We start from the raw sequence: 24,499 nt of genomic DNA, 5'->3' as shown, positions 1-24,499 counted from the left end.
CCGGGTGGGGCAGGTCGGCGGCGCCGGTGCGGGTTTTCGCACCGACGCCGCCGGCGTGTGTGGCGGGGCTCATTCGAGGAGCGGAACGAGTTGGCCGGCCTGTCTGGCGTGCGGCATCCGGGGGACGGGTTCCTGGAGTCCGAAGGTGGTGAAGGCGGTGCGGGTGGGCAGGTGGTACTGCTCTTTGCCGGTGAGGGAGTTGAGGATGGTGGCGCTGCGCCAGGCGGTGAGGCCGAGGTCGGGGGCGCCTACACCGTGGGTGTGCAGTTCGGCGTTCTGGACGTAGAGGGAGCCGGTGACGGCGGGGTCGAGGAGGAGGCGGTGGTCCTCGCCGATGTGTGGGCGTTCGCTGCTGTCGCGGCGCATGTAGGGGTCGAGTCCGGCGAGGATGTGGTCGAGGGGGCGTTCGCGGTAGCCGGTGGCGAGGACGACGGCGTCGGTGGTGAGCCGGGTGCGGGCGCCCTGCTGGAGGTGTTCGAGGTGGAGTTCGACCTGGCCGGTGGCGATGCGGCCGGCGGTGCGGACGCGGACGCCGGGGGTGAGGACGGTGTCGGGCCAGCCGCCGTTCAGGGTGCGCCGGTACAGCTCGTCGTGGATGGCGGCGAGGGTGCCCGCGTCGATGCCCTTGTGCAGTTGCCACTGGGCGGTGGTGAGCCGGTCGCGGACGGGTTCGGCGAGGGCGTGGAAGTAGCGGGTGTAGTCGGGGGTGAAGTGTTCGAGGCCGAGTTTGGAGTACTCCATCGGTGCGAACGCTTCGGTGCGGCCGATCCAGTGCAGTTTCTCGTGGCCGGTGGGCCGGTGGCGCAGCAGGTCGAGGAAGACTTCGGCGCCGGACTGTCCGGAGCCGACGACGGTGACGTGACCTGCGGTGAGGAGGGCGGCGCGGTGGTCGAGGTAGTCGGCGGCGTGGATGACGGGGACGCCGGGTGCTTCGACGAGTGGCCGCAGGGCGTCGGGGACGTGGGGGGTGGTGCCGATGCCGAGGACGATGTTGCGGGTGTGGGTGCGGCCGAGGGCGGGGGTGTCGCTCTGGGTGTCGAGGCGGGTGTAGTCGACTTCGAATACGTCGTGTGCGGGGTTCCAGCGGACGGCGTCGACCTGGTGGTGGAAGCGGAGTCCGGGCAGGTGCTGGGATACCCAGCGGCAGTAGGCGTCGTATTCGGCGCGCTGGATGTGGAAGCGTTCGGCGAAGTAGAAGGGGAAGAGCCGTTCGTGGGTCTTGAGGTAGTTGGGGAAGCTCCAGGGGCTGGTGGGGTCGGCGAGGGTGACCAGGTCGGCGAGGAAGGGGACCTGGATGGTGGAGCCTTCGATGAGGAGGCCGGGGTGCCAGTCGAAGCGGGGGCGTTGTTCGTAGAAGACGGCGTCGAGTTCGGCGAGGGGGTGGGCGAGGGCGGCGAGGGAGAGGTTGCAGGGGCCGATGCCGATGCCGACGAGGTCGCGGGGGGTGCCGGGCTGGTGGGGTGGGGGGTTGGTCATCGGGGGGTGGTTCCTTCGGCGAGTTCGAGGAGTGCGGCCAGTGCGTGGGGCCGGGTGTGGGGGTTGAGGAAGGTGGCCTTGAGCCAGAGCCGTCCGTCGGGGCGGGCTCGTCCGAGGACGGCCCGGCCTTCGTGCAGCAGGCGGCGTCGTACGGCGGCGACGGCGGTGTCGGGGGCGCCGGCGGGCCGGAACAGGACGGTGCTGATGACGGGCCGGTCGTAGAGTTCGTGGCCGGGGTGTCGGTGGACGAGGTCGGCGAACTCGTGGGCGTGGGCGCAGACCTGGTCGACCAGGGTGCCGAGTCCGGTGCGGCCGAGGGTCTTCAGGGTGACGGCGATCTTGAGGATGTCGGGGCGGCGGGTGGTGCGCAGTGAGCGGCCGAGCAGGTCGGGGAGGCCTGCTTCGGTGTCGTCGTCGGCGTTGAGGTAGTCGGCGTGGTGGTGGAGGGCGGTGAGTTCGTGGGGTACGGCGACGGCGAGGAGTCCGGCGGCGGCCGGTTGCCAGCCGAGTTTGTGCAGGTCGAGGGTTGCGGTGTGGGCGGCGTCGAGTCCGGCGAGTTTGTCGCGGTGCCGGTCGCTGAAGGCGAGGCCGGCGCCGTAGGCGGCGTCGATGTGCAGGCGGGCGCCGTGGGTGGTGCACAGGTGGGCGATCTCGGGCAGGGGGTCGATGAGTCCGGCGTCGGTGGTGCCGGCGGTGGCGGCGACGAGCAGGGGGCCGGGCTCGGTGGTGAGGGTGTGGTGGAGGGCGGCCGGGTCGAGGGTGCCGCGGGGGGTTGGGACGACGACGGGGTCGGGCAGGCCGAGCAGCCAGGCGGCGCGGGGCAGGGAGTGGTGGGCGTTGGCGCCGCAGACGAGCCGGATGTCGTTGCCGTGGGTCTCGCGGGCGAGGAGCAGGGCGAGTTGGTTGGATTCGGTGCCGCCGGTGGTGACGAGGGCGTCAGAGAGGCCGACGAGCCGGGCGAGGGCGCGGGTGACCTCGGCTTCCAGGGCGGAGGCGGCGGGGGCCTGGTCCCAGGAGTCCATGGAGGGGTTGAGGGCGCTGGCGGCGAGGTCGGCGGCGGTGGCGACGGCGAGCGGCGGGCAGTGCAGGTGGGCGGCGCAGAGCGGGTCGGCGGGGTCGGCGGCGCCTTCGGCCAGGGCGTGTACGAGGGTGCGCAGGGCGTCGGGGTCCGGGTGGTCGGGGAGGACGCCGGTTCCGAGGGCCGCGGTCACCGTTGCGGTGACGGTTTCGGGGCCGCCGGCCGGAAGTGGTCCGCCGCGGGCCCGGCGGCCGGTGGCGAGCGCGTCGAGGACGGTGTCCAGGAGGGGGCGCAGGGCTGTGGGTCCGTCGGGTCCTGAGGCGAGGGGCGGCATGCTCATGGGGCTCTCCTCCGGGGCACGGGGCGGGTGGGCGGGCCGTGGCGGGGTCCATCCGTCCGCAGGGTTCAACGACCGGGACCCGGCTGTGGGTACTGCCGTACGGGGAAAACGCGTTGGAGCGGTGGAGCGGTGGTGGCGGCGGGGCTACCGTCGTTCGGATGGTTGACGCGTGGATGATCGAGGTGCCCGGTGAGCGGGTGGTGGTGCGTGAGCCCGGTCCGCGGGACGAGGTGCCGCTGCTGACGCTGTTCGAGGAGTGCGAGGACTGGTTCGTGGCGGCGACGGGGCTGCCGTCGGGGCCGGGTGATGTGCAGAGCCTGTTCTACGCGCTGCCGGAGGGCGCGAGTTTGGAGGGCAAGGTGCTGCTGGTGCTGGAGCGGGACGGGGTGGTCGCGGGTCTGGTGGACGCGGTGCGGGACCATCCGGAGCCGGGGGCGGTGGCGGTGGGCCTGTTCCTGCTGGCGCCCTGGGCGCGGGGCCGGGGGCTGGGCCGTGCGCTGGCGGAGTCGCTGCTGGCCCGCGCGGGTGCGGTGTCGCTGGTGACGGCGTCGGTGCCGGCCGGCTGGCGTTCCGGGGAGGGTTTTCTGCGGCGGCTCGGTTTCTCCCTGGGTGCGGCCGTTCCGGTGCGCAGCACGGTGGGGAACCGGCGGGCGGGCCCGCGCGAAGGGGGTGTGCGGCGGGCGGAGTTGCGGGTGGGGAACGGCTAGCCGTTCCCCCGCTCCGGACGGTGTGACGCCCCCGCTCCTTCGGTGAGCGGGGGCTTCGCGTTGCCCGGTGCTATTCGCCCCGGACGCGCAGGGCGCGGGCCAGGTCGTCGAGTTCGTCGACCAGTTTGCGGCGCAGGGCGGCGACTGGTTCCGCCTCGCGCAGGCAGGCTTCGCCGAGGGCGAGGTTGTCGGCGTCGACCGCGTGGTACGGGAAGGCCCAGCGTCCGGCGGCGGCGGCCATGGCGGGGCCGCGGCGGGCGGCGAGGGTGACGGCGTCCTGGTAGAAGCGCGGTACGTAGGGGCGGACGAGGTCGGCCTGTTCGGGCTGCCAGAAGCCGCGGGCGGTGGCGGTGAAGTGGTAGTTGGAGAGGTCGTCGGTGGCGAACATCGCGTCCCAGGCGGCGCGTTTGGCCTCCGGGTCGGGGAGTGCGGCGCGGCAGGTGGCGGCGCCTTCCTGGCCGCTGGCGGACGGGTCGCGTTCCAGTTCGGCGGCGATGGCGGCCTCGTCGGTGGCGCCGAGGACGGCGAGCCGGCCGAGGATGCGCCAGCGCAGTTCGGGGTCGAGTTCGGGTCCGCCGGGGACCGTGCCGTCGGCGAGCCAGGCGGCGATGGTGTCGGGGTGGGCGGCGACGTCGATGAAGTGGCGTACGGCGATCAGGCGCAGGCCGGGGTTGTCGCCGTCCTCGGTGCGGCGCAGCAGGTCGCGGCAGAGGGAGCCGAGGGTGGCGAGGGCGGTGGGGCGGTCCTCGGGGCCGAGGTAGCGGTCGGTGATCTGTTGGGCGGCGAAGGCGAGGACGCCCTGTGCGAGGGCGAGGTCGGTTTCGAGCGGCAGGTGGGTGCGGGCTGTCTCGAGGTAGGCCGTGGGCGGGAGTTCACCGTCGCGGACGGCGTCCCGGAGGGCGTTCCACACCACGGCGCGGGTGAGGGGGTCGGGCAGTCCGGACAGGCCGGTGCGGACCGCTTCGAAGGACTCGGCGTCGAAGCGGATCTTGGCGTAGGTCAGGTCGCCGTCGTTGACGAGGATGAGCGCGGGGCGCTTGCCGATGGGCTGGGGTGCGGTCTGCGGGATGTCGAGGCCGAGGTGTTCGCGTGGGGTGAGGCGACCCTCGTCGGTGAGGTCGTGGTCGTAGAGGCCGACGGTGATGCGGTGCGGGCGGCTGCCGGTGTGGTCGACGGTGAGGGCGCAGGTGCCGTCGGCGGTGGCGACGCGCGGGCTGAGGGTGTCGACTCCGGTGGTGCGCAGCCAGGCGTCGGCCCAGGCGTGCACGTCGCGGTCGGTGGCCGCGGCGAGGGAGTCGATGAAGTCGGCGAGGGTGGCGTTGGCGAACCGGTGCCGTTCGAAGTGGATGTTGATGCCGGCGAGGAAGTTCTTCTCGCCGAGCCAGGCGACGAGCTGGCGGAGTGCGGAGGCGCCCTTGGCGTAGGAGATGCCGTCGAAGTTGAGCAGGGCGGCGGCGGTGTCGTCGACGGCCTCGGGGGCGACCGGGTGGGTGGAGGGGCGCTGGTCGGCGTCGTAGCCCCAGGCCTTGCGGGTGACGCCGAACTCGACCCACGGCTGGGTGAAGCGGGTGGCTTCGAGGGTGGTCTGGTAGCCCATGTACTCGGCGAAGGACTCGTTGAGCCAGATGTCGTCCCACCACTTGAGGGTGACGAGGTCGCCGAACCACATGTGGGCCATCTCGTGGGCGATGACCATGGCGCGGGTCTGCCGTTCGGTGTCGGTGACGGCGGAGCGGAAGACGTATTCGTCGCGGAAGGTGACCAGGCCGGGGTTCTCCATGGCGGCGGCGTTGAACTCGGGGACGAACGCCTGGTCGTAGGAGTCGAAGGGGTAGGGCTCCTCGAACTTCTCGTGGTAGCGGTCGAAGCAGGCGCGGGTGACGTCGAAGATCTCCTCGGCCTCCGCGTCGAGGTGGGGGGCGAGGGAGCGGCGGCAGTGGATGCCGAAGGGCAGGCCTCGGTGTTCGGTGCGCAGCGAGTGCCAGGGGCCGGCGGCGACGGCGACGAGGTAGGTGGAGATCAGCGGGGTGGGGGCGGCTCGCCAGCGGCCCTGGCCGAGGTGTTCGGTGATGCCGTTGGCGAGGACGCTCCAGCCGTCGGGGACGGTGACGGTGAGTTCGAAGACGGCCTTGAGGTCGGGCTGGTCGAAGGCGGCGAAGACGCGCTGGATGTCGTCCAGGAACATCTGGGTGTAGACGTATGTCTCGCCGTCGGTGGGGTCGGTGAAGCGGTGCATGCCCTCGCCGGTGCGGGAGTAGCGCATGGTGGCGTCGACGCGCAGTTCGTGCTCGCCTGCGGTGAGGTCGCGCAGCGGCAGCCGGTTGCCGTCGAGGGTCTCCGGGTCGAGGGGCTGTCCGTCGAGGGTGACGGTGCGCAGGCGGGCGGGCTTCAGCTCGACGAACGTGTCACCGGCGGACCGCGTGGTGAACGTGATCACGGTGCGGGAGTCGAAGGTCTCGTCCCCCTGGGTGAGATCGAGTTCGACCGTGTAGCGGTGGACGTCGAGGAGCTGTGCTCGGAGCTGCGCTTCGTCGCGCGTGATGACGGACATGCAGGCCATGCTGCCTGATGGCTTCCACAGCGGACAGGGGCGGATCGGTACACGGCATATGTCCGTTGTGGCGCCCCGTGCCGCCCTCTCCGCGCTCCCCGTGCCTCCGTGTCCGCGCTCCCTGCGCCGGCGGTCCGGCGGGGGGTGTCAGCCGGCGGTGGCGGACGGTCCGCCGACCGTGTCCCCGGCGATGGACTCGTGGTGCCGGATCACCTCGGCGATGATGAAGTTGAGGAATTTCTCGGCGAAGGCCGGGTCGAGTTTGGCGTTCTCGGCGAGGCGGCGCAGCCGTTCGATCTGCCGGGCCTCGCGGGCCGGGTCGGCGGGCGGGAGGTGGTGCCGTGCCTTGAGCCGGCCGACCTGCTGGGTGCATTTGAAGCGCTCGGCGAGCATGTGGACGACTGCCGCGTCGATGTTGTCGATGCTGTCGCGCAGCCGCTCCAGCTCCTGGCGGACCGCGGGGTCGACGTCACCGTTACCGGTGTTGCTGATGGTCATGGCCGTCAACCCTAAGGGCGGCACGGTCCCGCGATCACAAGGTGACCAGCATGCGATCACCTCCCGGTGTGCCGGCGGGTCGCGGGCGGGGCGGTGGGGCGGGTGCCCGCATACAGTGGAAGGGGGTTCCGGGCGTCTTTGGGGGTCGCACGTGGCGAACGGCGGACCGGTCGAGCACGGTTACCCGCATCTGGAGACGGTGCGGGCCGCCGTCACCGCGCTGTACAGGCGGCTGTCGTACGACACCGTGCGGACGTTCTCGGTCAGCGTGCCGCCGGCCGACGTGGCGTTCTGCGACACGGACGATCTGCATCTGGGCGCGCAGCGGGTGGCCCGGGAGATCGTGCGGCACTTCAGGCTGCCGGACGCGCGGCTGGTGGTGGGTTTCCGGGAGATGACGCACGCCGCCAATGTCGAACTGGCGGCGGGGCCGGAGTACTTCGTGGAGCTGAACGACCGGTTCCGTACCCATCGCGGGGACATCGGCGCGGCGCTCGCCCATGAGGTGACCCATGTCTATCTGCACCGCCTGGATCTCGCGTTCCCGACCACGGCGGAGAACGAGATCCTGACGGACACGGTGGCGGCGTATCTGGGCGCGGGCTGGCTGCTGCTGGACGCGTACCGGGAGGACGGGGTCTCCTCGCAGAAGCTGGGCTATCTCACTCCGGAGGAGTTCGGGTACGTCCTCGCCAAGCGGGCGCTGCTGTTCGACGAGGATCCCGCCGTGTGGTTCACCAGTCCGCAGGCGTACTCGGCGTACGTCAAGGGGTGGGAGCTGGCCCTGCGGGACGGGCGGCAGCCGCCGCTGACGGCCGCGGGCTGGGCGGGCCGGCGTCGCTACGCCCATGACCGGCGCCATCCGTCCGGGGACCGGCCGGCCGCGGGGTACGCCTTCAGCACCGATCCCGGTCGGGGCGGTGAGCTCAGGGTGTCCTTCCCCTGCCCCACGTGTCTGCAGCGGATCCGGTTGCCGGTCAAGGGGCGGGTACGGGCCCGGTGCGGGCTGTGCCGGACGGTGCTGGAGTGCGACACGTAGGGAGCGCGGGCGCATCTCCTCACGTACCCCTGCCGTCGCTCGCGTCACAGCCGTTCGCTATTTTGTTCGCCGCCGTCCCCACCGGCTCACCCTGTCCCCGTGAACCTCCAAGGAGCCGGCCGTGACCGCCGAGTCCGCCGTGACCACGTGCTTCCGTCACCCCGACGTGGAGTCGCACGTCCGCTGCACCCGCTGCGACCGCTTCATCTGCCCGTCCTGCATGCGGGAGGCCGCCGTCGGTCACCAGTGCGTGGAGTGCGTGAAGGAGGGGGTGCGCTCGGTCCGGCGGGCGCGGACGGTGTTCGGCGGCCGGATCAGCGCGGTGCCGGTGGTGACCTACGTCCTGATCGGTCTCAACGTGCTCGCCTACCTCGCCGAGCTGGCCCGGCCCTCGGTCGAGAACCGGTTCGACATGCTGGGCGCGGTGCCGCCGGGCTATCTGCCCGAGGGGGTCGCGCACGGCGAGTGGTACCGGCTGCTGACCGGCGCGTTCCTGCATCTGACGCCCACCGAGGGCGCGTTCGGTCTCACGCACATCCTGTTCAACATGCTGGCGCTGTGGAACGTCGGCCGGGTGGTCGAGGCGCAGCTCGGCCGGGTGCGCTACCTCGCCCTGTACCTGCTGTCGGCGCTGGGCGGCTCGGTGCTGGTGCTGCTGCTCGCCCCGGAGACCCGCACGGTCGGCGCGTCCGGCGCCATCTTCGGCCTGGGCGCCGCGTACTACATCATGGGCCGCCGCCTCGGCTACGACCGGCAGGCGGTCAACCAGTACATGGCGGGTCTGCTGGTGTGGCTGGTGGTCTCCGCCTGGATGACCTCCTGGCAGGGGCACCTCGGTGGTCTGCTGGTGGGCGGGACGGTGACGCTGGCGTACGCCTACGCGCCCCGGGACGGCCGGCGCGTCCTCGTCCAGGCGGGTGTGTGCGTGGCGCTGCTCGTGCTGCTGGTGGTGCTGACCGCGGTCAGGGTGTCGTCGCTCGGGGTCGGTGCGGAACTCATGGGAGGGGCGGCCTGATCCGGGCCGTGCGGTGACGGGCCGCGCACGCCGCTGACCTGGCGGGTGTCCGGGGACACGTACCAGGTGCCGTGGCCGGTGCGGTGTCCGGACGTGCGACGGCGCCCGCCCCATGTCCGGTCGGGGACAGGTGGGCGGGCGCCATCTGGTGTTCCGTACGCCTTTGTACGGGACGTTTTTCGGTGACCCGTCAGACCGCCAGCGCGCGGTCCGTCGGGCGGATCGGGGCCGGCAGTTCGCTGGCGCCGGTCAGGAAGCGGTCCACGCCGCGGGCGGCCGAGCGGCCCTCCGCGATCGCCCAGACGATCAGGGACTGGCCGCGGCCCGCGTCACCGGCGACGAACACGCCCGGCACGTTGGTCTGGAAGTCGGCGTCGCGGGCGACGTTGCCGCGCTCGTCCAGCTCCAGGCCGAACTGCTCGACCAGGCCGTTCTCCCGGTCCGTGCCCGTGAAGCCCATCGCGAGGGTCACGAGCTGGGCCGGGATCTTGCGCTCGGTGCCCGGCTTGCGGGTCGGCCTGCCGTCGACGAACTCGACCTCGGCCAGGTGCAGCCACTGGACGTTGCCGTCCTCGTCGCCCTCGAAGTGGGTGGTGGAGGCGGAGTAGATCCGCTCGCCGCCCTCCTCGTGCGCCGAGGTGACCTTGTACAGGATCGGGAAGGTCGGCCAGGGCTGGCTGGCCGCGTGCCGCTCGTCGTTCGGGCGGGGCATGATCTCTAGCTGGGTGACGGAGGCCGCGCCCTGGCGGTGGGCGGTGCCCACGCAGTCGGCGCCGGTGTCGCCGCCGCCGATGACGACGACGTGCTTGCCCTCGGCCGAGATCGGGGTGGTGACGTAGTCGCCCTCCTGGACCTTGTTGGCCAGGGGCAGGTACTCCATCGCCTGGTAGACGCCCTTCAGCTCGCGGCCGGGTACCGGCAGGTCGCGGGCGGTGGTGGCGCCGGCGGCGATGACGACCGCGTCGTACCGCTTCTTGAGGTCGCGGGCGCCGAGGTCGCGGCCGATCTCCACGCCGGTGCGGAAGCGGGTGCCCTCCGCGCGCATCTGCTCGATACGGCGGTTGATGTGCCGCTTCTCCATCTTGAACTCGGGGATGCCGTACCGCAGGAGGCCGCCGACGCGGTCGGCGCGCTCGTAGACGGCGACGGTGTGGCCGGCCCGGGTGAGCTGCTGGGCGGCGGCGAGGCCCGCGGGGCCCGAGCCGATGACGGCGACGGTCTTGCCGGACAGGCGCTCGGGCGCCTGCGGGGCGACGTCCCCGGTCTCCCACGCCTTGTCGATGATGGAGACCTCGACGTTCTTGATGGTGACCGGCGGCTGGTTGATGCCGAGCACGCACGCCGACTCGCAGGGGGCCGGGCAGAGGCGACCGGTGAACTCCGGGAAGTTGTTGGTCGCGTGCAGGCGGTCGGAGGCGGCCGCCCAGTCCTCGCGGTAGGCGAAGTCGTTCCACTCGGGGATCAGGTTCCCCAGCGGACAGCCGTTGTGGCAGAACGGGATGCCGCAGTCCATGCACCGGCTGGCCTGCTTGCTGATGATCGGCAGCAGGGAGCCGGGGACGTAGACCTCGTTCCAGTCCTTGACGCGCTCACCGACAGGACGGGTCTTGGCGACCTCGCGGCCGTGGTTCAGGAAGCCCTTCGGGTCAGCCATTGATCGCCGCCTCCATCATCTTCTCGGTGATCTCGGTCTCGGAGAGACCGGCTCGCTCGGCGGCGTCCTTGGCGGCGAGCACTGCCTTGTACGTGCTGGGGATGATCTTGCTGAAGCGCTGGACGGCCGTGTCCCAGTCGGCGAGCAGCTTCCCGGCGACCGTCGAGCCGGTCTCCTCGGCGTGGCGGCGCACCACGTCGTGCAGCCACTGCTTGTCCGTGTCGTCCAGCGCCTCGACCGCTCCGGCGTTGCCGGCGTTGACGTTGTCGCTGTCGAGGTCGATGACGTAGGCGATGCCGCCGGACATGCCCGCCGCGAAGTTGCGGCCGGTCGGGCCGAGGACGACCGCGTGGCCGCCGGTCATGTACTCGCAGCCGTGGTCGCCCACGCCCTCGGAGACGACCAGCGCGCCGGAGTTGCGGACGCAGAACCGCTCACCGGTGCGGCCGCGCAGGAACAGCTCGCCGCCGGTGGCGCCGTAGCCGATGGTGTTGCCCGCGATGGTCGAGTACTCGGCGAGGTGGTCGGCCGCGCGGTCCGGGCGGACGACGATCCGGCCGCCGGAGAGGCCCTTGCCGACGTAGTCGTTGGCGTCGCCCTCCAGGCGGAGCGTGACACCGCGCGGCAGGAACGCGCCGAAGGACTGGCCCGCGGAGCCGGTGAAGGTGATGTCGACGGTGTCCTCGGGCAGGCCCGCGCCGCCGAACTTCTTCGTCACCTCGTGGCCGAGCATGGTGCCGACCGTGCGGTTGATGTTGCGGATGGCGACCTGGGCGCGCACCGGCTGTGCCTCGGTGGCGTCCGAGGCGGCGAGCGCGTCGGCGGCGAGCTTGATCAGCTCGTTGTCCAGGGCCTTCTCCAGGCCGTGGTCCTGGTCGACGACCTGGTGGCGGACGGCGCCCTCGGGCAGTTCCGGCACGTGGAACAGCGGCTCCAGGTCCAGGCCCTGCGCCTTCCAGTGGTCGACGGCCCGCGTGACGTCGAGCGCCTCGGCGTGGCCGACGGCCTCCTCGATGGAGCGGAAGCCCAGCTCGGCGAGGATCTCGCGGACCTCCTCGGCGATGAACCGGAAGAAGTTCACGACGTACTCGGCCTTGCCGGCGAAGCGGTCGCGCAGCACCGGGTTCTGGGTCGCGATGCCGACCGGGCAGGTGTCCAGGTGGCAGACGCGCATCATGACGCAGCCGGAGACGACGAGCGGCGCGGTCGCGAAACCGAACTCCTCGGCGCCGAGCAGCGCGGCGATGACCACGTCGCGGCCGGTCTTGAGCTGGCCGTCGGTCTGCACGACGATGCGGTCGCGCAGGCCGTTGAGCAGCAGGGTCTGCTGGGTCTCGGCGAGGCCCAGCTCCCAGGGGCCGCCCGCGTGCTTCAGGGAGGTCAGCGGGGAGGCGCCGGTGCCGCCGTCGTGGCCGGAGATCAGCACCACGTCGGCGTGTGCCTTGGAGACACCCGCGGCGACCGTGCCGACGCCGACCTCGGAGACCAGCTTCACGTGGATCCGCGCCTGCGGATTCGCGTTCTTCAGGTCGTGGATCAGCTGGGCCAGGTCCTCGATGGAGTAGATGTCGTGGTGCGGCGGCGGGGAGATGAGGCCCACGCCGGGCGTCGAGTGACGCGTCTTGGCGACCCACGGGTAGACCTTGTGACCGGGCAGCTGGCCGCCCTCGCCGGGCTTGGCGCCCTGGGCCATCTTGATCTGGATGTCGTCGGCGTTGACCAGGTACTCGGAGGTCACACCGAAACGGCCGGAGGCGACCTGCTTGATCGCCGAGCGGCGCGCCGGGTCGTACAGACGGTCCGCGTCCTCGCCGCCCTCGCCGGTGTTGGACTTGCCGCCCAGCTGGTTCATGGCGATGGCGAGGGTCTCGTGCGCCTCCTTGGAGATGGAGCCGTACGACATGGCGCCGGTGGAGAAGCGCTTGACGATCTCGCTCGCCGGCTCGACCTCGTCGATGGGGATGGGGGTCCGGCCGGAGGTGAAGCCGAACAGGCCGCGCAGCGTCATCAGGCGCTCGGACTGCTCGTTCACGCGGTCCGTGTACTTCTTGAAGATGTCGTAGCTGCCGCTGCGGGTGGAGTGCTGCAGGCGGAAGACCGTCTCCGGGTCGAACAGGTGCGGCTCGCCCTCGCGGCGCCACTGGTACTCGCCGCCGATGTCCAGCGCGCGGTGCGCGGGAGCGATGCCGGAGGCCGGGTAGGCCTTGGCGTGGCGGGCGGCGACCTCCTTGGCGATGACGTCGATGCCGACGCCGCCGATCTTGGTGGCGGTGCCGTTGAAGTACTTCTCCACGAAGGCGTCGTCGAGGCCGACGGCCTCGAAGACCTGGGCGCCGCGGTAGGAGGCGACGGTGGAGATGCCCATCTTGGACATGACCTTCAGCACGCCCTTGCCGAGGGCGTAGATCAGGTTGCGGATGGCCTGCTCGGCCTCGATGTCCGACAGGAAGGTGCCCGCGCGGACCAGGTCCTCGACCGACTCCATCGCCAGGTACGGGTTGACTGCGGCGGCGCCGTAGCCGATGAGCAGGGCGACGTGGTGGACCTCGCGGACGTCACCGGCCTCGACCAGCAGGCCCACCTGGGTGCGCTGCTTGGTGCGGATGAGGTGGTGGTGGACGGCCGCGGTGAGCAGCAGCGACGGGATCGGCGCGTGCTCGGCGTCGGAGTGCCGGTCCGACAGGACGATCAGCCGGGCGCCGTTCTCGATGGCCGCGTCGGCCTCGGTGCAGATCTCCTCGATGCGGGCGGCGAGCGAGTCGCCGCCGCCGGAGACCCGGTACAGGCCGGAGAGGGTCGCGGCCTTGAAGCCGGGCATGTCGCCGTCGGCGTTGATGTGGATGAGCTTGGCGAGCTCGTCGTTGTCGATGACCGGGAAGGGCAGGGTGACGCTCCGGCACGACGCGGCGGTCGGCTCGAGCAGGTTGCCCTCGGGGCCCAGCGAGGACCGCAGCGAGGTCACGAGCTCCTCGCGGATCGCGTCCAGCGGCGGGTTGGTGACCTGTGCGAAGAGCTGGGTGAAGTAGTCGAAGAGCAGCCGCGGACGCTCGGAGAGGGCCGCGATCGGCGAGTCCGTGCCCATCGAGCCGATCGGCTCGGCGCCGGCGCGGGCCATCGGCGCGAGGATGACGCGCAGCTCCTCCTCGGTGTAACCGAAGGTCTGCTGGCGGCGGGTGACCGAGGCGTGGGTGTGGACGATGTGCTCGCGCTCGGGCAGGTCGCCCAGCTCGATCTCGCCGGCCTCGAGCCATTCGGCGTACGGCTTCTCGTCGGCGAGGGACGCCTTGATCTCGTCGTCCTCGATGATGCGGTGCTCGGCGGTGTCCACGAGGAACATGCGGCCGGGCTGCAGGCGGCCCTTGCGGACGACCTTGGCCGGGTCGATGTCGAGGACGCCGACCTCGGAGCCGAGGACGACGAGGCCGTCGTCGGTGACCCAGTAGCGGCCGGGGCGCAGGCCGTTGCGGTCGAGCACGGCGCCGACCTGGGTGCCGTCGGTGAAGGTGACGCAGGCGGGGCCGTCCCAGGGCTCCATCATCGTGGAGTGGAACTGGTAGAAGGCGCGCCGGGCCGGGTCCATGGATTCGTGGTTCTCCCACGCCTCCGGGATCATCATCAGCACGGAGTGCGGCAGCGAGCGGCCGCCGAGGTGCAGCAGTTCCAGCACCTCGTCGAAGGAGGCCGAGTCGGAGGCGTCGGGGGTGCACACCGGGAAGATGCGCTCGATGGCCTTGTCGTCCCCGCCGAACAGGTCGGAGAAGAGCTGGGACTCGCGGGCGCGCATCCAGTTGCGGTTGCCCTTGACGGTGTTGATCTCACCGTTGTGCGCGACGAAGCGGTAGGGGTGCGCGAGCGGCCACGACGGGAAGGTGTTGGTGGAGAACCGGGAGTGCACGAGCGCGATCGCGGAGGCGAAGCGGCGGTCGGACAGGTCCGGGAAGAAGGGCTCGAGCTGGCCGGTGGTCAGCATGCCCTTGTAGACGATGGTGCGGGCGGAGAGGGACGGGAAGTAGACACCGACCTCCCGCTCGGCGCGCTTGCGCAGCACGAAGGCCCTGCGGTCGAGCGCGATGCCCTCGGCGGTGCCGTCGGCGACGAAGAGCTGGCGGAATACCGGCATGGTGGACCGGGCGGTGGCGCCGAGCAGTTCGGGGGCGACGGGGACCTCGCGCCAGCCGAGGACGGTCAGGCCCTCGTCGGCCGCGATCGTCTCGATCCGTGAGACGACGTCTTCTGCGCCGTCCTCCGGCAGGAAGGCGATGCCCACCGCGTAGGAGCCCGCCGCGGGGAGGTCGAAACCGGCCACCTCGCGGAAGAAGGCGTCGGGGACCTGGGAGAGGATGCCCGCGCCGTCGCCGGAGTCGGGCTCGGAGCCGGTGGCGCCACGGTGCTCGAGGTTGCGCAGAACAGTCAGCGCCTGCTCGACCAGCGCGTGGCTCGCCTCGCCGGTGAGGGTGGCCACGAAACCGACGCCGCAGGCGTCGCGCTCGTTGCGGGGGTCGTACATACCCTGCGCAGCAGGGCGAGCATCCATGAAGGACCAGTTCTGGCCATTCGCGGAATGCTGGGACGGCTGGCGCGGCGTACGCATCGGCTCTCCCGTCGTCGTCATGTGGCATGTGCTGGTGCCGAGGGACGACGTTGGCCCTCTGCGGAGTGCGAAATTTCGTGCAGGTTACATGATGGAATGATTCCCGGGAACCGGATACTCCGTTCCAACATGCGGACGCCGCAGGTTGCGACGAGGGTGCCGCGGGGTAACGGCGGGTACCGCGCACGGGCGGCGGAAGTGGGTGGGGACCGAACGGGACAAGATCGGTCAGATCCGCGCCCATCGGCCCTGGGGGGCGGAGCGAGCGTCTTCACTCGTCCCGCGAGTACGCCGCAGGCGTCATTGCCCCCAGCGCTTACGGCTCATGCCCGGTGGTTAAGCGTTCGAAACCAGCGAGTAACGGCTACTTATGCGGCCCATCGCATAAGTTCCAGTCGCGTCATCCTACGGCCGTTCCGAACAGGCTGCCCAGGGCGTACGTCACACCGGCGGCCGCGCCGCCCAGCGCGAGTTGCCGCAGGCCGCTGTACCACCAGCTGCGCGCGGTCACCCGGGCCACCACCGCGCCGCAGGCGAACAGTCCGGCGAGCGCGAGGAGCACGGCGGGCCAGAGCACGGTCGCGCCGAGCAGATACGGCAGGACCGGGAGCAGGGCGCCCAGGGCGAACGACCCGAAGGACGACACCGCGGCGACCAGCGGGGACGGCAGGTCCCCGGGGTCGATGCCCAGCTCCTCGCGGGCGTGGATCTCCAGGGCCTGCTCGGGGTCCTTCGAGAGCTGCCGGGCGACTTCCCGGGCCAGTCCGGGCTCGACCCCGCGGGCCACGTAGAGCGCCGCCAGCTCGTCCTCCTCGTCCTGCGGGTGCTTGCGCAGCTCGCGCCGCTCGACGTCGAGCTCGGCCTCGACCAGCTCACGCTGGGAGGCGACGGAGGTGTACTCGCCGGCCGCCATGGAGAAGGCGCCGGCGGCGAGGCCCGCGAGTCCGGTGATGACGATCGTCTGGTGGCCGACGGAACCGCCCGCGACACCGGTCAGCAGGGCCAGGTTGGAGACCAGGCCGTCCATCGCACCGAAGACGGCGGGGCGCAGCCAGCCGCCGTTGACGTCGCGGTGCGTGTGGTTGTCGCGGTGCGCCTCGTGCAGCGCCGCCTCGGTCTCGATGATGGCCATCGCGGGGTCCCCCAGGAAGCTTAGCCAAAGCTAACTTTGGATGAGTTCTACTTTTCGACAACACCGAACGTACGCCGGTAATTTCCCGGGCGCCAGCAAGGAAAGGCTGGGCTTACCTGCGGCTTCTCCGAAAAACGCTCATCAGTGATGATGAGCGCTCAGATGCCGAGCGGGTGACAGGGGGGCGTCCCAGGCTCGTGCGCGGCATCACCGTGGGAGACATCCGCAAAGGGCATCCGCGAAGGGGCCGTGTCCCCCCGCGGACGGCCCGTGGCCCTGCGGAAGGAGAGGCCGCCCATGGCGTCGATCGCCTGCACTCCCCCGTCCCCGGCGCCCGGGGACGCCCCGGGACCGCGCGAACGGGCCCGCGGTGCGCTGCTCGGCCTGGCCGTCGGCGACGCGCTCGGGGCGCCGGCGGAGAACCTGAAGCCCTCCGAGATCCGCGCCCGCTGGGGCCGGATCACCGGGTACGTGAGCGAGCGGCCCTGCGGCACCGACGACACCGAGTACGCCCTCTTCTCGGGCCTGCTGCTGGCCCGGCACGGCTCGGCACTCACCCCGGCCCACGTGGAGAGCGCCTGGCACGAGTGGATCGCCGACCGGGCCGAGGGGCCGTTCCGGGGCGCGGGCTTCAGTGAGCGCGGCACGCTGGAGAACCTCCGCCGCGGCCTGGCCGCGCCCATCTCCGCCCAGCACCGGCACGCCTGGAGCGACGGCCTCGCGATGCGCGCGGCACCCTTCGGCGTCTTCGCCGCCGGGCGCCCCGGCGAGGCGGCCCGGCTGGTGGCGATCGACGGCTCGGTCAGCCATGACGGCGAGGGCATCTACGGCGGCCAGGCGGTCGCGGCGGGCGTGGCGGCCGCGATGGCGGGGGCCACGCCCGCGGTGGTGATCGCCTCGGCGCTCGCCGTCGTGCCCGAGGACTCCTGGACAGCCCGCTCCCTGCGCCGCGCGGTGACCGTGGCCCATCGCGGCGAACGGGCGGTCCGCTCGGCGGTGGTCATCGGCGGCTACCCCTGGACCGACCTGGCGCCCGAGGCGGTCGCCCTCGCCTTCGGCGCGTACGCGGCGGCCGACGGAGACTTCCGCGCGGCGGTCCTCACGGCGGTCAACATGGGCCGCGACGCGGACACGACGGCGGCGGTGGCGGGCGCCCTCGCCGGCGCCACCCAGGGCATCTCCGCGATCCCGGCCGACTGGGCCGCCGCCATCGGGCCGGCCCGCGGCCGCTGCCTGCCCTCCATGGCGGGCCACCACGTCCTGGACGTGGCGGAGCTGCTGGTCCCGGAGGAGGGCGGCAAGTGGGGTGCGGGGGTGGTACTGCCGGGCTCCCTGCCGAAGGGGATCCTGGAGGTAATGCGGGTACCGGCGGCCCAGGGCGGCGCCGACATGCCGACGGCCCTCCCGCCGGGCCCGGTGCAGCCCGCGGGGGGCACCACGGCGGCCCTGCGGATGGCTGCGCCGCGTGAGACCGGCAGCTCCACGGCGACACCCTCGCAGGGAGCCGGGGGCGTCACGGCGGCAGCGCAGCAAGAGGAAGGAGACACCGCGGCGGCAGCGCCGCGCGAGGTCACGGCGCAGGCCGCCGGGAGCGGTGGAGCGGCCACGCGGGTGGCCGCTCCACAGAGGGCGGGGGCCGAGAACACGGCGACGGAAGCCGTACGAGCGGCCGCGGCTCAGGGCGCCCGGGAGGCGGTCGTGGCGGATGGGGCGGGCGCCGCCTCACCGTCGGGCGAGGCGGCGGAAGTGCCGGCTGCCGCGTCGCCCCCCGCCTGCCGGGCCGGTGAGCCGCCCGCGGCGCTCCCGGCCGGTGCGGAAGATGGGGCGGCGCGGGAGCGGTGTCCGCTGGTGGGAGCCGGGAACTGCGGGCAGCAGGACGCCGAGGGCCGGGCATGACCGGGCGCCGTGTCGAAGGGCTTCTGCTGGGGCTCGCCGCCGGGGACGCCGCCGGCTGGCCCGCCGCGCGGCACCGGGCGGCCCGTATGCCCGAGTGGACCCGCCGCCTCACCCGTGAGCTGGACACCTTCGCCGAGCAGAACGCCACCACCACCCTGCCCGTGCCGATCGCCCTCAACCAGCCCCCTGAGCCGCTCCGCCTCGGCCCCTCCGACGACGCCGAGTGGGCGGCGTTCGCCGCCGAGGCCGTCCTGCGGGCCGGTGACGACGACGTGCTCGGCGACCTCAGCCGGGAGCGCCGGATGCGCGCCGCCATCGACCTCACCTGGACCGCCGTAGCCGCGGAGGTCGCCGCGGCGGCGGAACGCGCCCCCGAGATCGAGTCGGCCGTGCTCCCGTTGCGTGCCCGTATCTCCGTGCGCGCCGGCCTCGGCAACCTCGCCACCGGGCTGCGCCCGCCCGCCACCGGCCACGACAACCCGCACTACTTCGACGACGCGGCCTGCGTGCGCGCCTGCGTGCTCGCCGTGGCCCACCCCGGCGACCCCGAACGCGCGGCCGGTCTGGCGGAGTTCGACGCCCGCTACACCCAGGACGGCGACGGCGTGCACGGAGCCCGCGCGATGGCGGCCGCCGTGGCGCTCGCCCTCGCCGGAGCGGACACGGACGCCTGCGTCGCGGCAGCGCTCGCCGAACTCCCCGCGGGGACGGAGATCGGCCGCAACGCCCGGCACGCCCTCGCGCTGGCCCGGGACAGCGACGGCGCCTTCGCCCTCGTCCCGCTCCTCGAGCACCAGATCGTCGACCACGTCTACAGCTACGGCATCGCCGCCGCCGAGACCGTTCCCGTCGCGCTCGCCCTCGCCACCGCCGCCCGCGGCCGTATCGCCGAGGCCGTCCCCACCGCCGCCTGTCTGTCCCGGGTCGCCGACTCCGCTCCGGCCCTCGCGGGCGCGCTCACCGGGGCCCTGGAGGGCGGCGCGGCCGTCCCGGCCGCCTGGCGGGAGGCCTGCCGCACCCTGTCCGGCTGCGCCCTGCCCCGTCTCACCGGCACCGACCTGGTGGAACTCGCCGGGCTACTGGAAGCCGCGCACCGAGCCCGACCAGGGGGATGATTCGGGCATGACGCCCAAAGGAGCAGAAAGCAGCGGTCCGGGTCCGGCGCGGCTGAGCGGTCTCGACGAACGGATCACCGGGGCCCTGGTCGGGGCGGCCGTCGGCGACGCGCTCGGCGGCCCCGTCGAGGGCTATTCACCGGACCAGATCACCGACCGCCACGGCGGCCGGGTCCACGGCATCGTCGGTCCCTGGCACGGCGAGGACTGGCGCACCGCCCGCCCCATCGCCCCGTACCACAAGGGCGACGGCCACGTCACCGACGACACCCTGATGACCCACGCGCTGGTCCGGGTCTACGCCCGGGTCCGCGACCACCTCGACGCGTACGCGGTCGCCGACCACCTGGTCCCGGACCTGATGGCGAACCCGCGCTGGATCCCGGAGCTGGAGACCGAGACGCTGCCGTTGCACCGCCTCTTCCTCGCGGAGAAGTGGCTGGTGGCCCGGCTGGCGTACGGCCATGTGGACCCGCGGGAGGCGGGCGTCGGCAACATCGTCAACTGCGGGGCGGCGATGTACATGGCCCCCGTAGGCCTGGTCAACGCGGCCGACCCGGCCGCCGCGTACGCCGAGGCGCTGGACGTCGCGGGCGCGCACCAGTCGTCGTACGGCCGCGAGGCCGCCGGGGTCTTCGCCGCCGCGGTCGCCGCCGCCACCGCACCGGACGCCACCCCGGACTCCGTGGTGACCGCCTGCCTTGAGCTGGCGAAGGACGGCACGCGCGCGGCGATCGAGAAGGTCTGTGAAGTTGCGCGCGGTCACCGGGACTTCGAGTCGGCGCTGGTCCCACTGCGGACGGCGGTGGCCCCGTACGACACGGTCGGCCCCGACTACCGCTCCCCCTCCCTCGGTGCCCGGCGCCCGTCCCGGCTGCACTCGATCGAGGAACTCCCGGTCGCCCTGGGCATGTTGCTGGTGGCCGGCGGGGACTACCGCCACGCGGTGCTGGGCTCGGTCAACTACGGACGCGACTGCGACTCGATCGCCACGATGGCCGGCGCGCTCGCGGGCGCCCTGGGCTCGCCGGTCCCCGAGGACTGGGCGAAGACGGTGGCGGAGGCGAGCCGCCTGGACCTGTGGGAGCCGGCCCGCACGCTCACCGAGGTCACCCGCGAGGTCTTCCGGCGGGACGTGAACCGCAGGCGGGCGCACGAGCGGGCGTTCGCGGCGCTGGGAGGGACCTCGTGCTTCGACTGACGTGGGTGCAGCCCGAGGACCTGCTGGGCCACGAACTCGTGCAGGCCCGCCTGGACGGCCGGGAGCCGGCGCGGATCGAGGCACGGTGGCGGGCTGCCGGGGGGCCGGCGGCCCCGGAGCGGGCGGGGGCCTCACCGCAGCGGGCCTCGCGCTATCTCCGCCTCCTCGCCGAGGACCTGCTGGACGAGCTGGCCGACCTGCCGAGCAGGCTGGCGGAGGACGAACCGACGGACCTGGCCGGCATCAGGGCCGCCTGCCCCGACTGGCCCGCCGCGCGACCCCGCGGGGAGACCACGCCCCTCGCCCTGGAAGCGGCCTGGCTGGGCAGGGCAGCCGGCTGCCTCCTCGGCAAGCCCGTCGAGAAACTCCCCCTCGACGGCATCCGCGCCCTCGCGAGGGCTACCGGCAACTGGCCCCTGACCACCTGGTTCACGGCCCGCGGCGTCCCCGGCGACCTCCTCGCCCAGCACCCCTGGAACCGCCGCTCGGCCGCCACGTCCCTCGCCGAGAACATCGACGGCATGCCCGAGGACGACGACCTCAACTACCCGCTGCTGGGCCTCCTGCTGCTCCGCCGCCACGGCAGGGGGTTCAGCACCGCCGACGTCGCGGCGCTCTGGCTGGACGAACTCCCGCCCGGCCGCGCCTTCACCGCCGAGCGCGTCGCCTTCCGCAACCTGCTCTGCGGTATCGAACCCCCGCACACCGCCCGCCACCGCAACCCGTTCCGCGAGTGGATCGGCGCCCTGATCCGCGCCGACGTCCACGGCTGGACCAACCCCGGCGACCCCGCGGCCGCCGCCGAACAGGCGCACCGCGACGCGCTCCTCACCCACACCGCCAACGGCGTGTACGCGGCGATGTTCACGGCCGCCACGCTCGCCGCGGCGGCCGGGGGCGACAAGGACGTGCACGCCTGCCTGCGCGCCGGCCGCACGGTGGTCCCGGACCGCTCACGCCTGGCGGGGGCCGTCGACCACGCGCTCCGGCTGGCCGCACGGCACGAGGACTTCGACGACGTCGTGGACGAACTGCACGCCGCCTACGCCGCCACCCACCACTGGGTCCACGCCATCCCCAACACCGCCCTGACCGTCGCCGCCCTCAGCCACGCGGGCGGCGACTTCGGCGGCTCCGTGTGCCGTGCGGTCTCCGGCGGCTGGGACACGGACTCCAACGGGGCTGCCGCCGGCAGCGTCGCCGGCCTCCTGGCCGGCGACCCGGAGGCGCTCCCCGACCGCTGGCGTGCCCCGCTGAAGAACCGGCTCGCCACCACCGTCGCCGACTTCGACGGCACCGGCTTCGACACCCTCGCACGGCTCACGCACACGGAGGCGACCCGCCCATGACCCACATCGCCGTCCTCGGCAGCACGAACATGGACCTCGTCACCTACGTCGCCAAGGCCCCGCAGCGCGGCGAGACCGTGACGGGCCGGGAGTTCCGCACCATCCCCGGCGGCAAGGGCTCCAACCAGGCCATCGCCGCAGCCCGGGCCGGAGCCACGGTCTCGATGATCGGCGCTGTCGGCAACGACGCCTTCGGCGTCCGCCTGCGCGAAACCCTCGAACACTCCGGCGCGGACACGGACTTCCTGCGCACGGTGGAGGGCCCCTCCGGCACCGCGCACATCGTGGTGGACGACGAGGGCGGCAACTCCATCGTCGTCATCCCCGGCGCGAACGGCACCGTCGACCACCTCGCCGCCGGCGACGAGGGCGTCATCGCCTCCGCCGACGCCCTGCTGCTGCAACTGGAGATCCCGCTGGCCGCGGTGGTCTCGGGGGCGGAGGCGGCACGACGGCACGGGGTCCGTACGGTCCTCACCCCCTCCCCCGCCCAGCCGCTGCCCCCCGATCTCCTGGAGGCCACCGACCTGCTGGTCGCCAACGAGTACGAGGCCGTCACCCTCACGGGCCGCACCGACCCCCGCGCGGCGGCCACCGCCCTGATGGAGCTGATCCCCGAGGTCGTCGTCACGCTGGGCGAGACCGGCTGCCTGTACCTGGCCCGGGGCACCGATCCGCTGGTGGTGCCGGCGCCGCAGGTCCAGGCCGTGGACTCCACCGGGGCGGGCGACACCTTCGTCGGAGCGCTGGCCGTGGCCCTGGCCGAGGAGAAACCGGTGCGCGAGGCGCTGTCCTGGGCGGCGGCCGCCGCGGCCCTGTCCGTGCAGCGGGAAGGCGCGTCGGCGTCCATGCCGTACCGCCCGGAGATCGAGGCGCAGTACAACGCATGAGCACGCACCCCGAGAACAGGCGCCCCGAGCATCCCCGGTCCCTCGACGGCCTGCGGGTCCTGGACCTGGCCACCCTCTTCGCCGGCCCCATGGCCGCCACTCTGCTCGGCGACTTCGGCGCCGACGTGATCAAGGTGGAACACCCGGGGCGGCCGGACCCGTCCCGGGGTCACGGTCCGGCGAAGCACGGTGTCGGCCTGTGGTGGAAGGTGCTCGGGCGCAACAAGCGCACGATCACCCTCGATCTGTCCCGGCCCGGCGGCCGCGCCACCCTGCTGCGGCTGGCGGCCACCGCCGACGTGGTGATCGAGAACTTCCGCCCCGGCACCCTGGAGAAGTGGGACCTGGGCTGGCCGGAGCTGTCCGCCGCCAATCCGCGGCTGGTCCTCGCCCGGGTCACGGCCTTCGGCCAGTTCGGCCCGTACGCCCATCGCCCCGGCTTCGGCACGCTCGCCGAGGCGATGAGCGGCTTCGCCGCGCTCACCGGCGAACCGGACGCGCCGCCGACGCTGCCGCCCTTCGGCCTCGCCGACTCGGTCGCGGCGCTGGCGACGGCGTACGCGGTGCTGACGGCGCTGGCCGGCCGGGACCGCACCGGCGAGGGCCAGGTCGTGGACATGGCGATCATCGAACCGATCCTCGCGGTCCTCGGTCCCCAGCCGACCTGGTACGACCAGCTCGGCTACGTCCAGGAGCGCACCGGCAACCGGTCCGCGAACAACGCCCCGCGCAACACCTACCGCACCGCCGACGGCGCCTGGGTCGCCGTCTCCACCTCCGCCCAGTCGGTGGCGGAGCGGGTGATGCGGCTGGTGGGCCGCCCGGAGCTGGTCGAGGAGCCGTGGTTCGGCACGGGCGCGCAGCGGGCCGCGCACGCCGACGTGCTGGACGAGGCGGTCGGGAGCTGGATCGCGGCGCGCGACCGCGCCGAGGTGCTCGCGGCCTTCGAGAAGGCGGAGGCGGCGGTGGCCCCGGTCCAGGACGTGCGGGACGTCCTGGACGACCCCCAGTACCAGGCCCTGGACACCGTCACCACCGTCGACGACCCGGAGCTGGGTCCGCTGCGCATGCAGAACGTCCTCTTCCGGCTGTCCGGCACGCCCGGGGCGATCCGCTGGGCCGGCCGGCCGCACGGCGCCGACACCGACGCGGTCCTCACCGAGCTGGGCCTCGGCCCGGACGAGCTGCGCGCCCTGCGTGAGGAGGGCGCCCTGTGACACCGTTCCCGCTGACCTGGCTGTACGCCCCCGGCGACCGCCCGCACGTCGTGACGAAGGCGCTGGCCGGGGGTGCCGACGTGGTGGTGATCGACCTGGAGGACGCGGTCGCCCCCGACCGCAAGGACTACGCCCGGGCGGCCACGGCCGAACGGCTGGCCGAGCCGCAGCGGGTCCCGGTCCACGTCCGGGTCAACGCCCTGGACGGCCCCTGGGCGGCCGCGGATCTCACGGCCCTGGCCACGCTGCCGGGCGTGACCGGGCTGCGGCTGCCGAAGGTGAGCTCCGCCGGGCAGGTCAGACAGGTCGCCGTGACCACCGCCCGCCCGCTGTACGCCCTGCTGGAGTCGGCCCTCGCCATCGAGCACGCCTACGCCATCGCCGCCGCCCACCCGTCCCTGCGGGGCATCTCGCTCGGCGAGGCCGATCTACGGGCCGACCTGGGTGTCCGGGCCGACGCGGGCCTCGACTGGCCGCGCTCGCGGGTGGTGGTCGCCGCCCGGGCCGCCGGGCTCCCCCCGCCTCCGCAGTCCGTCCATCCCGACATCCGCGACCTGGACGGCCTCGCCGCCTCCTGCGCCCGGGGCCGGGCCCTGGGTTTCCTGGGCCGCGCGGCGATCCACCCGCGGCAGCTCCCGGTGATCGAGCGGGCCTACCTCCCGACCCCGGCGGAGCTGGAGCACGCGGAGACGATCATCAAGGCGGCGGCGATGGACCAGGGCGCCCAGGCCCTGCCCGACGGCCGCTTCGTGGACGCGGCGGTGGTGGCCGCCGCGCGGCGGACGCTGTCGCTGGCGCGCCGGGAGTGAC

The 24,499-nt window shown here is 73.1% G+C and carries 17 protein-coding genes; 10 read left to right on the top strand and 7 right to left on the bottom strand.

The features are described from left to right. Nucleotides 1-69: 69 nt before the first annotated feature. Both ACZ6B1_RS23020 and ACZ6B1_RS23015 read right to left on the bottom strand, forming a co-directional pair. Entirely contained in the window at nt 70-1,476 is a 1,407-nt protein-coding gene (locus tag ACZ6B1_RS23020; protein WP_468781131.1) for a lysine N(6)-hydroxylase/L-ornithine N(5)-oxygenase family protein, read from the bottom strand. Further along, a complete protein-coding gene (locus ACZ6B1_RS23015) occupies nt 1,473-2,834 on the bottom strand; it encodes a pyridoxal phosphate-dependent decarboxylase family protein (RefSeq protein ID WP_468781129.1) in 1,362 nt (453 codons plus the stop codon). Before ACZ6B1_RS23015 ends, ACZ6B1_RS23020 begins: the two co-directional genes overlap by 4 nt. Before the next feature lie 158 nt (nt 2,835-2,992). On the opposite strand from ACZ6B1_RS23015, the gene ACZ6B1_RS23010 reads away from it, so the two are divergent. Continuing rightward, nucleotides 2,993-3,541 carry a GNAT family N-acetyltransferase gene (locus ACZ6B1_RS23010; protein ID WP_468781127.1) on the top strand — a complete coding sequence of 183 codons (549 nt, stop codon included), beginning with the start codon at nt 2,993-2,995 and terminating at the stop codon, nt 3,539-3,541. A 70-nt stretch (nt 3,542-3,611) separates the two neighbouring features. Here the strand turns inward: ACZ6B1_RS23010 and pepN are convergent, their stop codons facing one another. Together pepN and ACZ6B1_RS23000 are read right to left on the bottom strand one after the other, a co-directional pair. Then, nucleotides 3,612-6,092: an aminopeptidase N gene (pepN, locus tag ACZ6B1_RS23005; RefSeq protein WP_468781125.1), complete on the bottom strand. Its 2,481-nt coding sequence runs from the start codon at nt 6,090-6,092 to the stop codon at nt 3,612-3,614. Between the two features lie 147 nt (nt 6,093-6,239). After that, the gene (locus ACZ6B1_RS23000; RefSeq protein ID WP_468781123.1) at nt 6,240-6,590 is read right to left on the bottom strand and encodes a chorismate mutase; all 351 of its coding nucleotides are present in this window, start codon (nt 6,588-6,590) and stop codon (nt 6,240-6,242) included. A gap of 151 nt (nt 6,591-6,741) precedes the next feature. Between ACZ6B1_RS23000 and ACZ6B1_RS22995 the strand changes: the two genes are divergently transcribed. Both ACZ6B1_RS22995 and ACZ6B1_RS22990 read left to right on the top strand, forming a co-directional pair. Then, nucleotides 6,742-7,629 carry a hypothetical protein gene (locus ACZ6B1_RS22995; RefSeq protein WP_468781121.1) on the top strand — a complete coding sequence of 296 codons (888 nt, stop codon included), beginning with the start codon at nt 6,742-6,744 and terminating at the stop codon, nt 7,627-7,629. A 121-nt stretch (nt 7,630-7,750) separates the two neighbouring features. Continuing rightward, a complete protein-coding gene (locus tag ACZ6B1_RS22990; RefSeq protein WP_468781119.1) occupies nt 7,751-8,644 on the top strand; it encodes a rhomboid family intramembrane serine protease in 894 nt (297 codons plus the stop codon). Between the two features lie 190 nt (nt 8,645-8,834). On the opposite strand, the gene ACZ6B1_RS22985 is transcribed toward ACZ6B1_RS22990, so the two are convergent. From ACZ6B1_RS22985 to ACZ6B1_RS22975, 3 genes are all read right to left on the bottom strand, one after another. Further along, on the bottom strand, nt 8,835-10,298 hold the full coding sequence (locus ACZ6B1_RS22985) for a glutamate synthase subunit beta (protein WP_468781117.1): 1,464 nt from the start codon (nt 10,296-10,298) through the stop codon (nt 8,835-8,837). Then, complete coding sequence (gltB, locus tag ACZ6B1_RS22980) at nt 10,291-14,889, bottom strand: glutamate synthase large subunit (RefSeq protein ID WP_468781562.1); 4,599 nt, start codon at nt 14,887-14,889, stop codon at nt 10,291-10,293. Before gltB ends, ACZ6B1_RS22985 begins: the two co-directional genes overlap by 8 nt. Before the next feature lie 400 nt (nt 14,890-15,289). Next, a complete protein-coding gene (locus ACZ6B1_RS22975) occupies nt 15,290-16,021 on the bottom strand; it encodes a VIT1/CCC1 transporter family protein (RefSeq protein WP_468781116.1) in 732 nt (243 codons plus the stop codon). 297 nt (nt 16,022-16,318) lie between these two features. Here ACZ6B1_RS22975 and ACZ6B1_RS22970 point away from each other — a divergent pair, with 297 nt between their 5' ends. The 7 genes from ACZ6B1_RS22970 to ACZ6B1_RS22940 are packed head-to-tail and all read left to right on the top strand — an operon-like array spanning nt 16,319 to nt 24,498. Beyond that, on the top strand, nt 16,319-17,917 hold the full coding sequence (locus ACZ6B1_RS22970) for an ADP-ribosylglycohydrolase family protein (RefSeq protein ID WP_468781114.1): 1,599 nt from the start codon (nt 16,319-16,321) through the stop codon (nt 17,915-17,917). Then, nucleotides 17,914-19,032: an ADP-ribosylglycohydrolase family protein gene (locus tag ACZ6B1_RS22965; RefSeq protein WP_468781113.1), complete on the top strand. Its 1,119-nt coding sequence runs from the start codon at nt 17,914-17,916 to the stop codon at nt 19,030-19,032. Before ACZ6B1_RS22970 ends, ACZ6B1_RS22965 begins: the two co-directional genes overlap by 4 nt. A gap of 7 nt (nt 19,033-19,039) precedes the next feature. Further along, on the top strand, nt 19,040-20,233 hold the full coding sequence (locus ACZ6B1_RS22960; protein WP_468781111.1) for an ADP-ribosylglycohydrolase family protein: 1,194 nt from the start codon (nt 19,040-19,042) through the stop codon (nt 20,231-20,233). Continuing rightward, on the top strand, nt 20,221-21,582 hold the full coding sequence (locus tag ACZ6B1_RS22955; RefSeq protein ID WP_468781109.1) for an ADP-ribosylglycohydrolase family protein: 1,362 nt from the start codon (nt 20,221-20,223) through the stop codon (nt 21,580-21,582). Before ACZ6B1_RS22960 ends, ACZ6B1_RS22955 begins: the two co-directional genes overlap by 13 nt. Next, the gene (rbsK, locus tag ACZ6B1_RS22950) at nt 21,579-22,472 is read left to right on the top strand and encodes a ribokinase (RefSeq protein WP_468781107.1); all 894 of its coding nucleotides are present in this window, start codon (nt 21,579-21,581) and stop codon (nt 22,470-22,472) included. The genes ACZ6B1_RS22955 and rbsK overlap by 4 nt, the downstream gene beginning before the upstream one ends. Beyond that, nucleotides 22,469-23,689 carry a CaiB/BaiF CoA transferase family protein gene (locus ACZ6B1_RS22945; protein WP_468781105.1) on the top strand — a complete coding sequence of 407 codons (1,221 nt, stop codon included), beginning with the start codon at nt 22,469-22,471 and terminating at the stop codon, nt 23,687-23,689. The genes rbsK and ACZ6B1_RS22945 overlap by 4 nt, the downstream gene beginning before the upstream one ends. Then, entirely contained in the window at nt 23,686-24,498 is an 813-nt protein-coding gene (locus ACZ6B1_RS22940) for an HpcH/HpaI aldolase/citrate lyase family protein (RefSeq protein ID WP_468781103.1), read from the top strand. The genes ACZ6B1_RS22945 and ACZ6B1_RS22940 overlap by 4 nt, the downstream gene beginning before the upstream one ends. The last annotated feature ends 1 nt before the right edge of the window (nt 24,499 follow it).

This window comes from Streptomyces sp. NPDC041129, from assembly GCF_055592265.1.
This window is presented reverse-complemented; position numbering and strand designations above follow the sequence as displayed.

Excerpts from the sequence above, each read along its gene's own strand:
- ACZ6B1_RS23020 (WP_468781131.1), bottom strand. The coding sequence starts at position 1,476 with ATGACCAACCCCCCACCCCACCAGCCCGGCACCCCCCGCGACCTCGTC.
- ACZ6B1_RS22965 (WP_468781113.1), top strand. The coding sequence starts at position 17,914 with ATGACCGGGCGCCGTGTCGAAGGGCTTCTGCTGGGGCTCGCCGCCGGG.
- ACZ6B1_RS22960 (WP_468781111.1), top strand. The coding sequence starts at position 19,040 with ATGACGCCCAAAGGAGCAGAAAGCAGCGGTCCGGGTCCGGCGCGGCTG.
- ACZ6B1_RS23000 (WP_468781123.1), bottom strand. The coding sequence starts at position 6,590 with ATGACCATCAGCAACACCGGTAACGGTGACGTCGACCCCGCGGTCCGC.
- rbsK (WP_468781107.1), top strand. The coding sequence starts at position 21,579 with ATGACCCACATCGCCGTCCTCGGCAGCACGAACATGGACCTCGTCACC.
- ACZ6B1_RS22975 (WP_468781116.1), bottom strand. The coding sequence starts at position 16,021 with ATGGCCATCATCGAGACCGAGGCGGCGCTGCACGAGGCGCACCGCGAC.
- ACZ6B1_RS22985 (WP_468781117.1), bottom strand. The coding sequence starts at position 10,298 with ATGGCTGACCCGAAGGGCTTCCTGAACCACGGCCGCGAGGTCGCCAAG.
- ACZ6B1_RS23010 (WP_468781127.1), top strand. The coding sequence starts at position 2,993 with ATGGTTGACGCGTGGATGATCGAGGTGCCCGGTGAGCGGGTGGTGGTG.
- gltB (WP_468781562.1), bottom strand. The coding sequence starts at position 14,889 with ATGCGTACGCCGCGCCAGCCGTCCCAGCATTCCGCGAATGGCCAGAAC.
- ACZ6B1_RS23015 (WP_468781129.1), bottom strand. The coding sequence starts at position 2,834 with ATGAGCATGCCGCCCCTCGCCTCAGGACCCGACGGACCCACAGCCCTG.
- ACZ6B1_RS22945 (WP_468781105.1), top strand. The coding sequence starts at position 22,469 with ATGAGCACGCACCCCGAGAACAGGCGCCCCGAGCATCCCCGGTCCCTC.
- pepN (WP_468781125.1), bottom strand. The coding sequence starts at position 6,092 with ATGTCCGTCATCACGCGCGACGAAGCGCAGCTCCGAGCACAGCTCCTC.
- ACZ6B1_RS22970 (WP_468781114.1), top strand. The coding sequence starts at position 16,319 with ATGGCGTCGATCGCCTGCACTCCCCCGTCCCCGGCGCCCGGGGACGCC.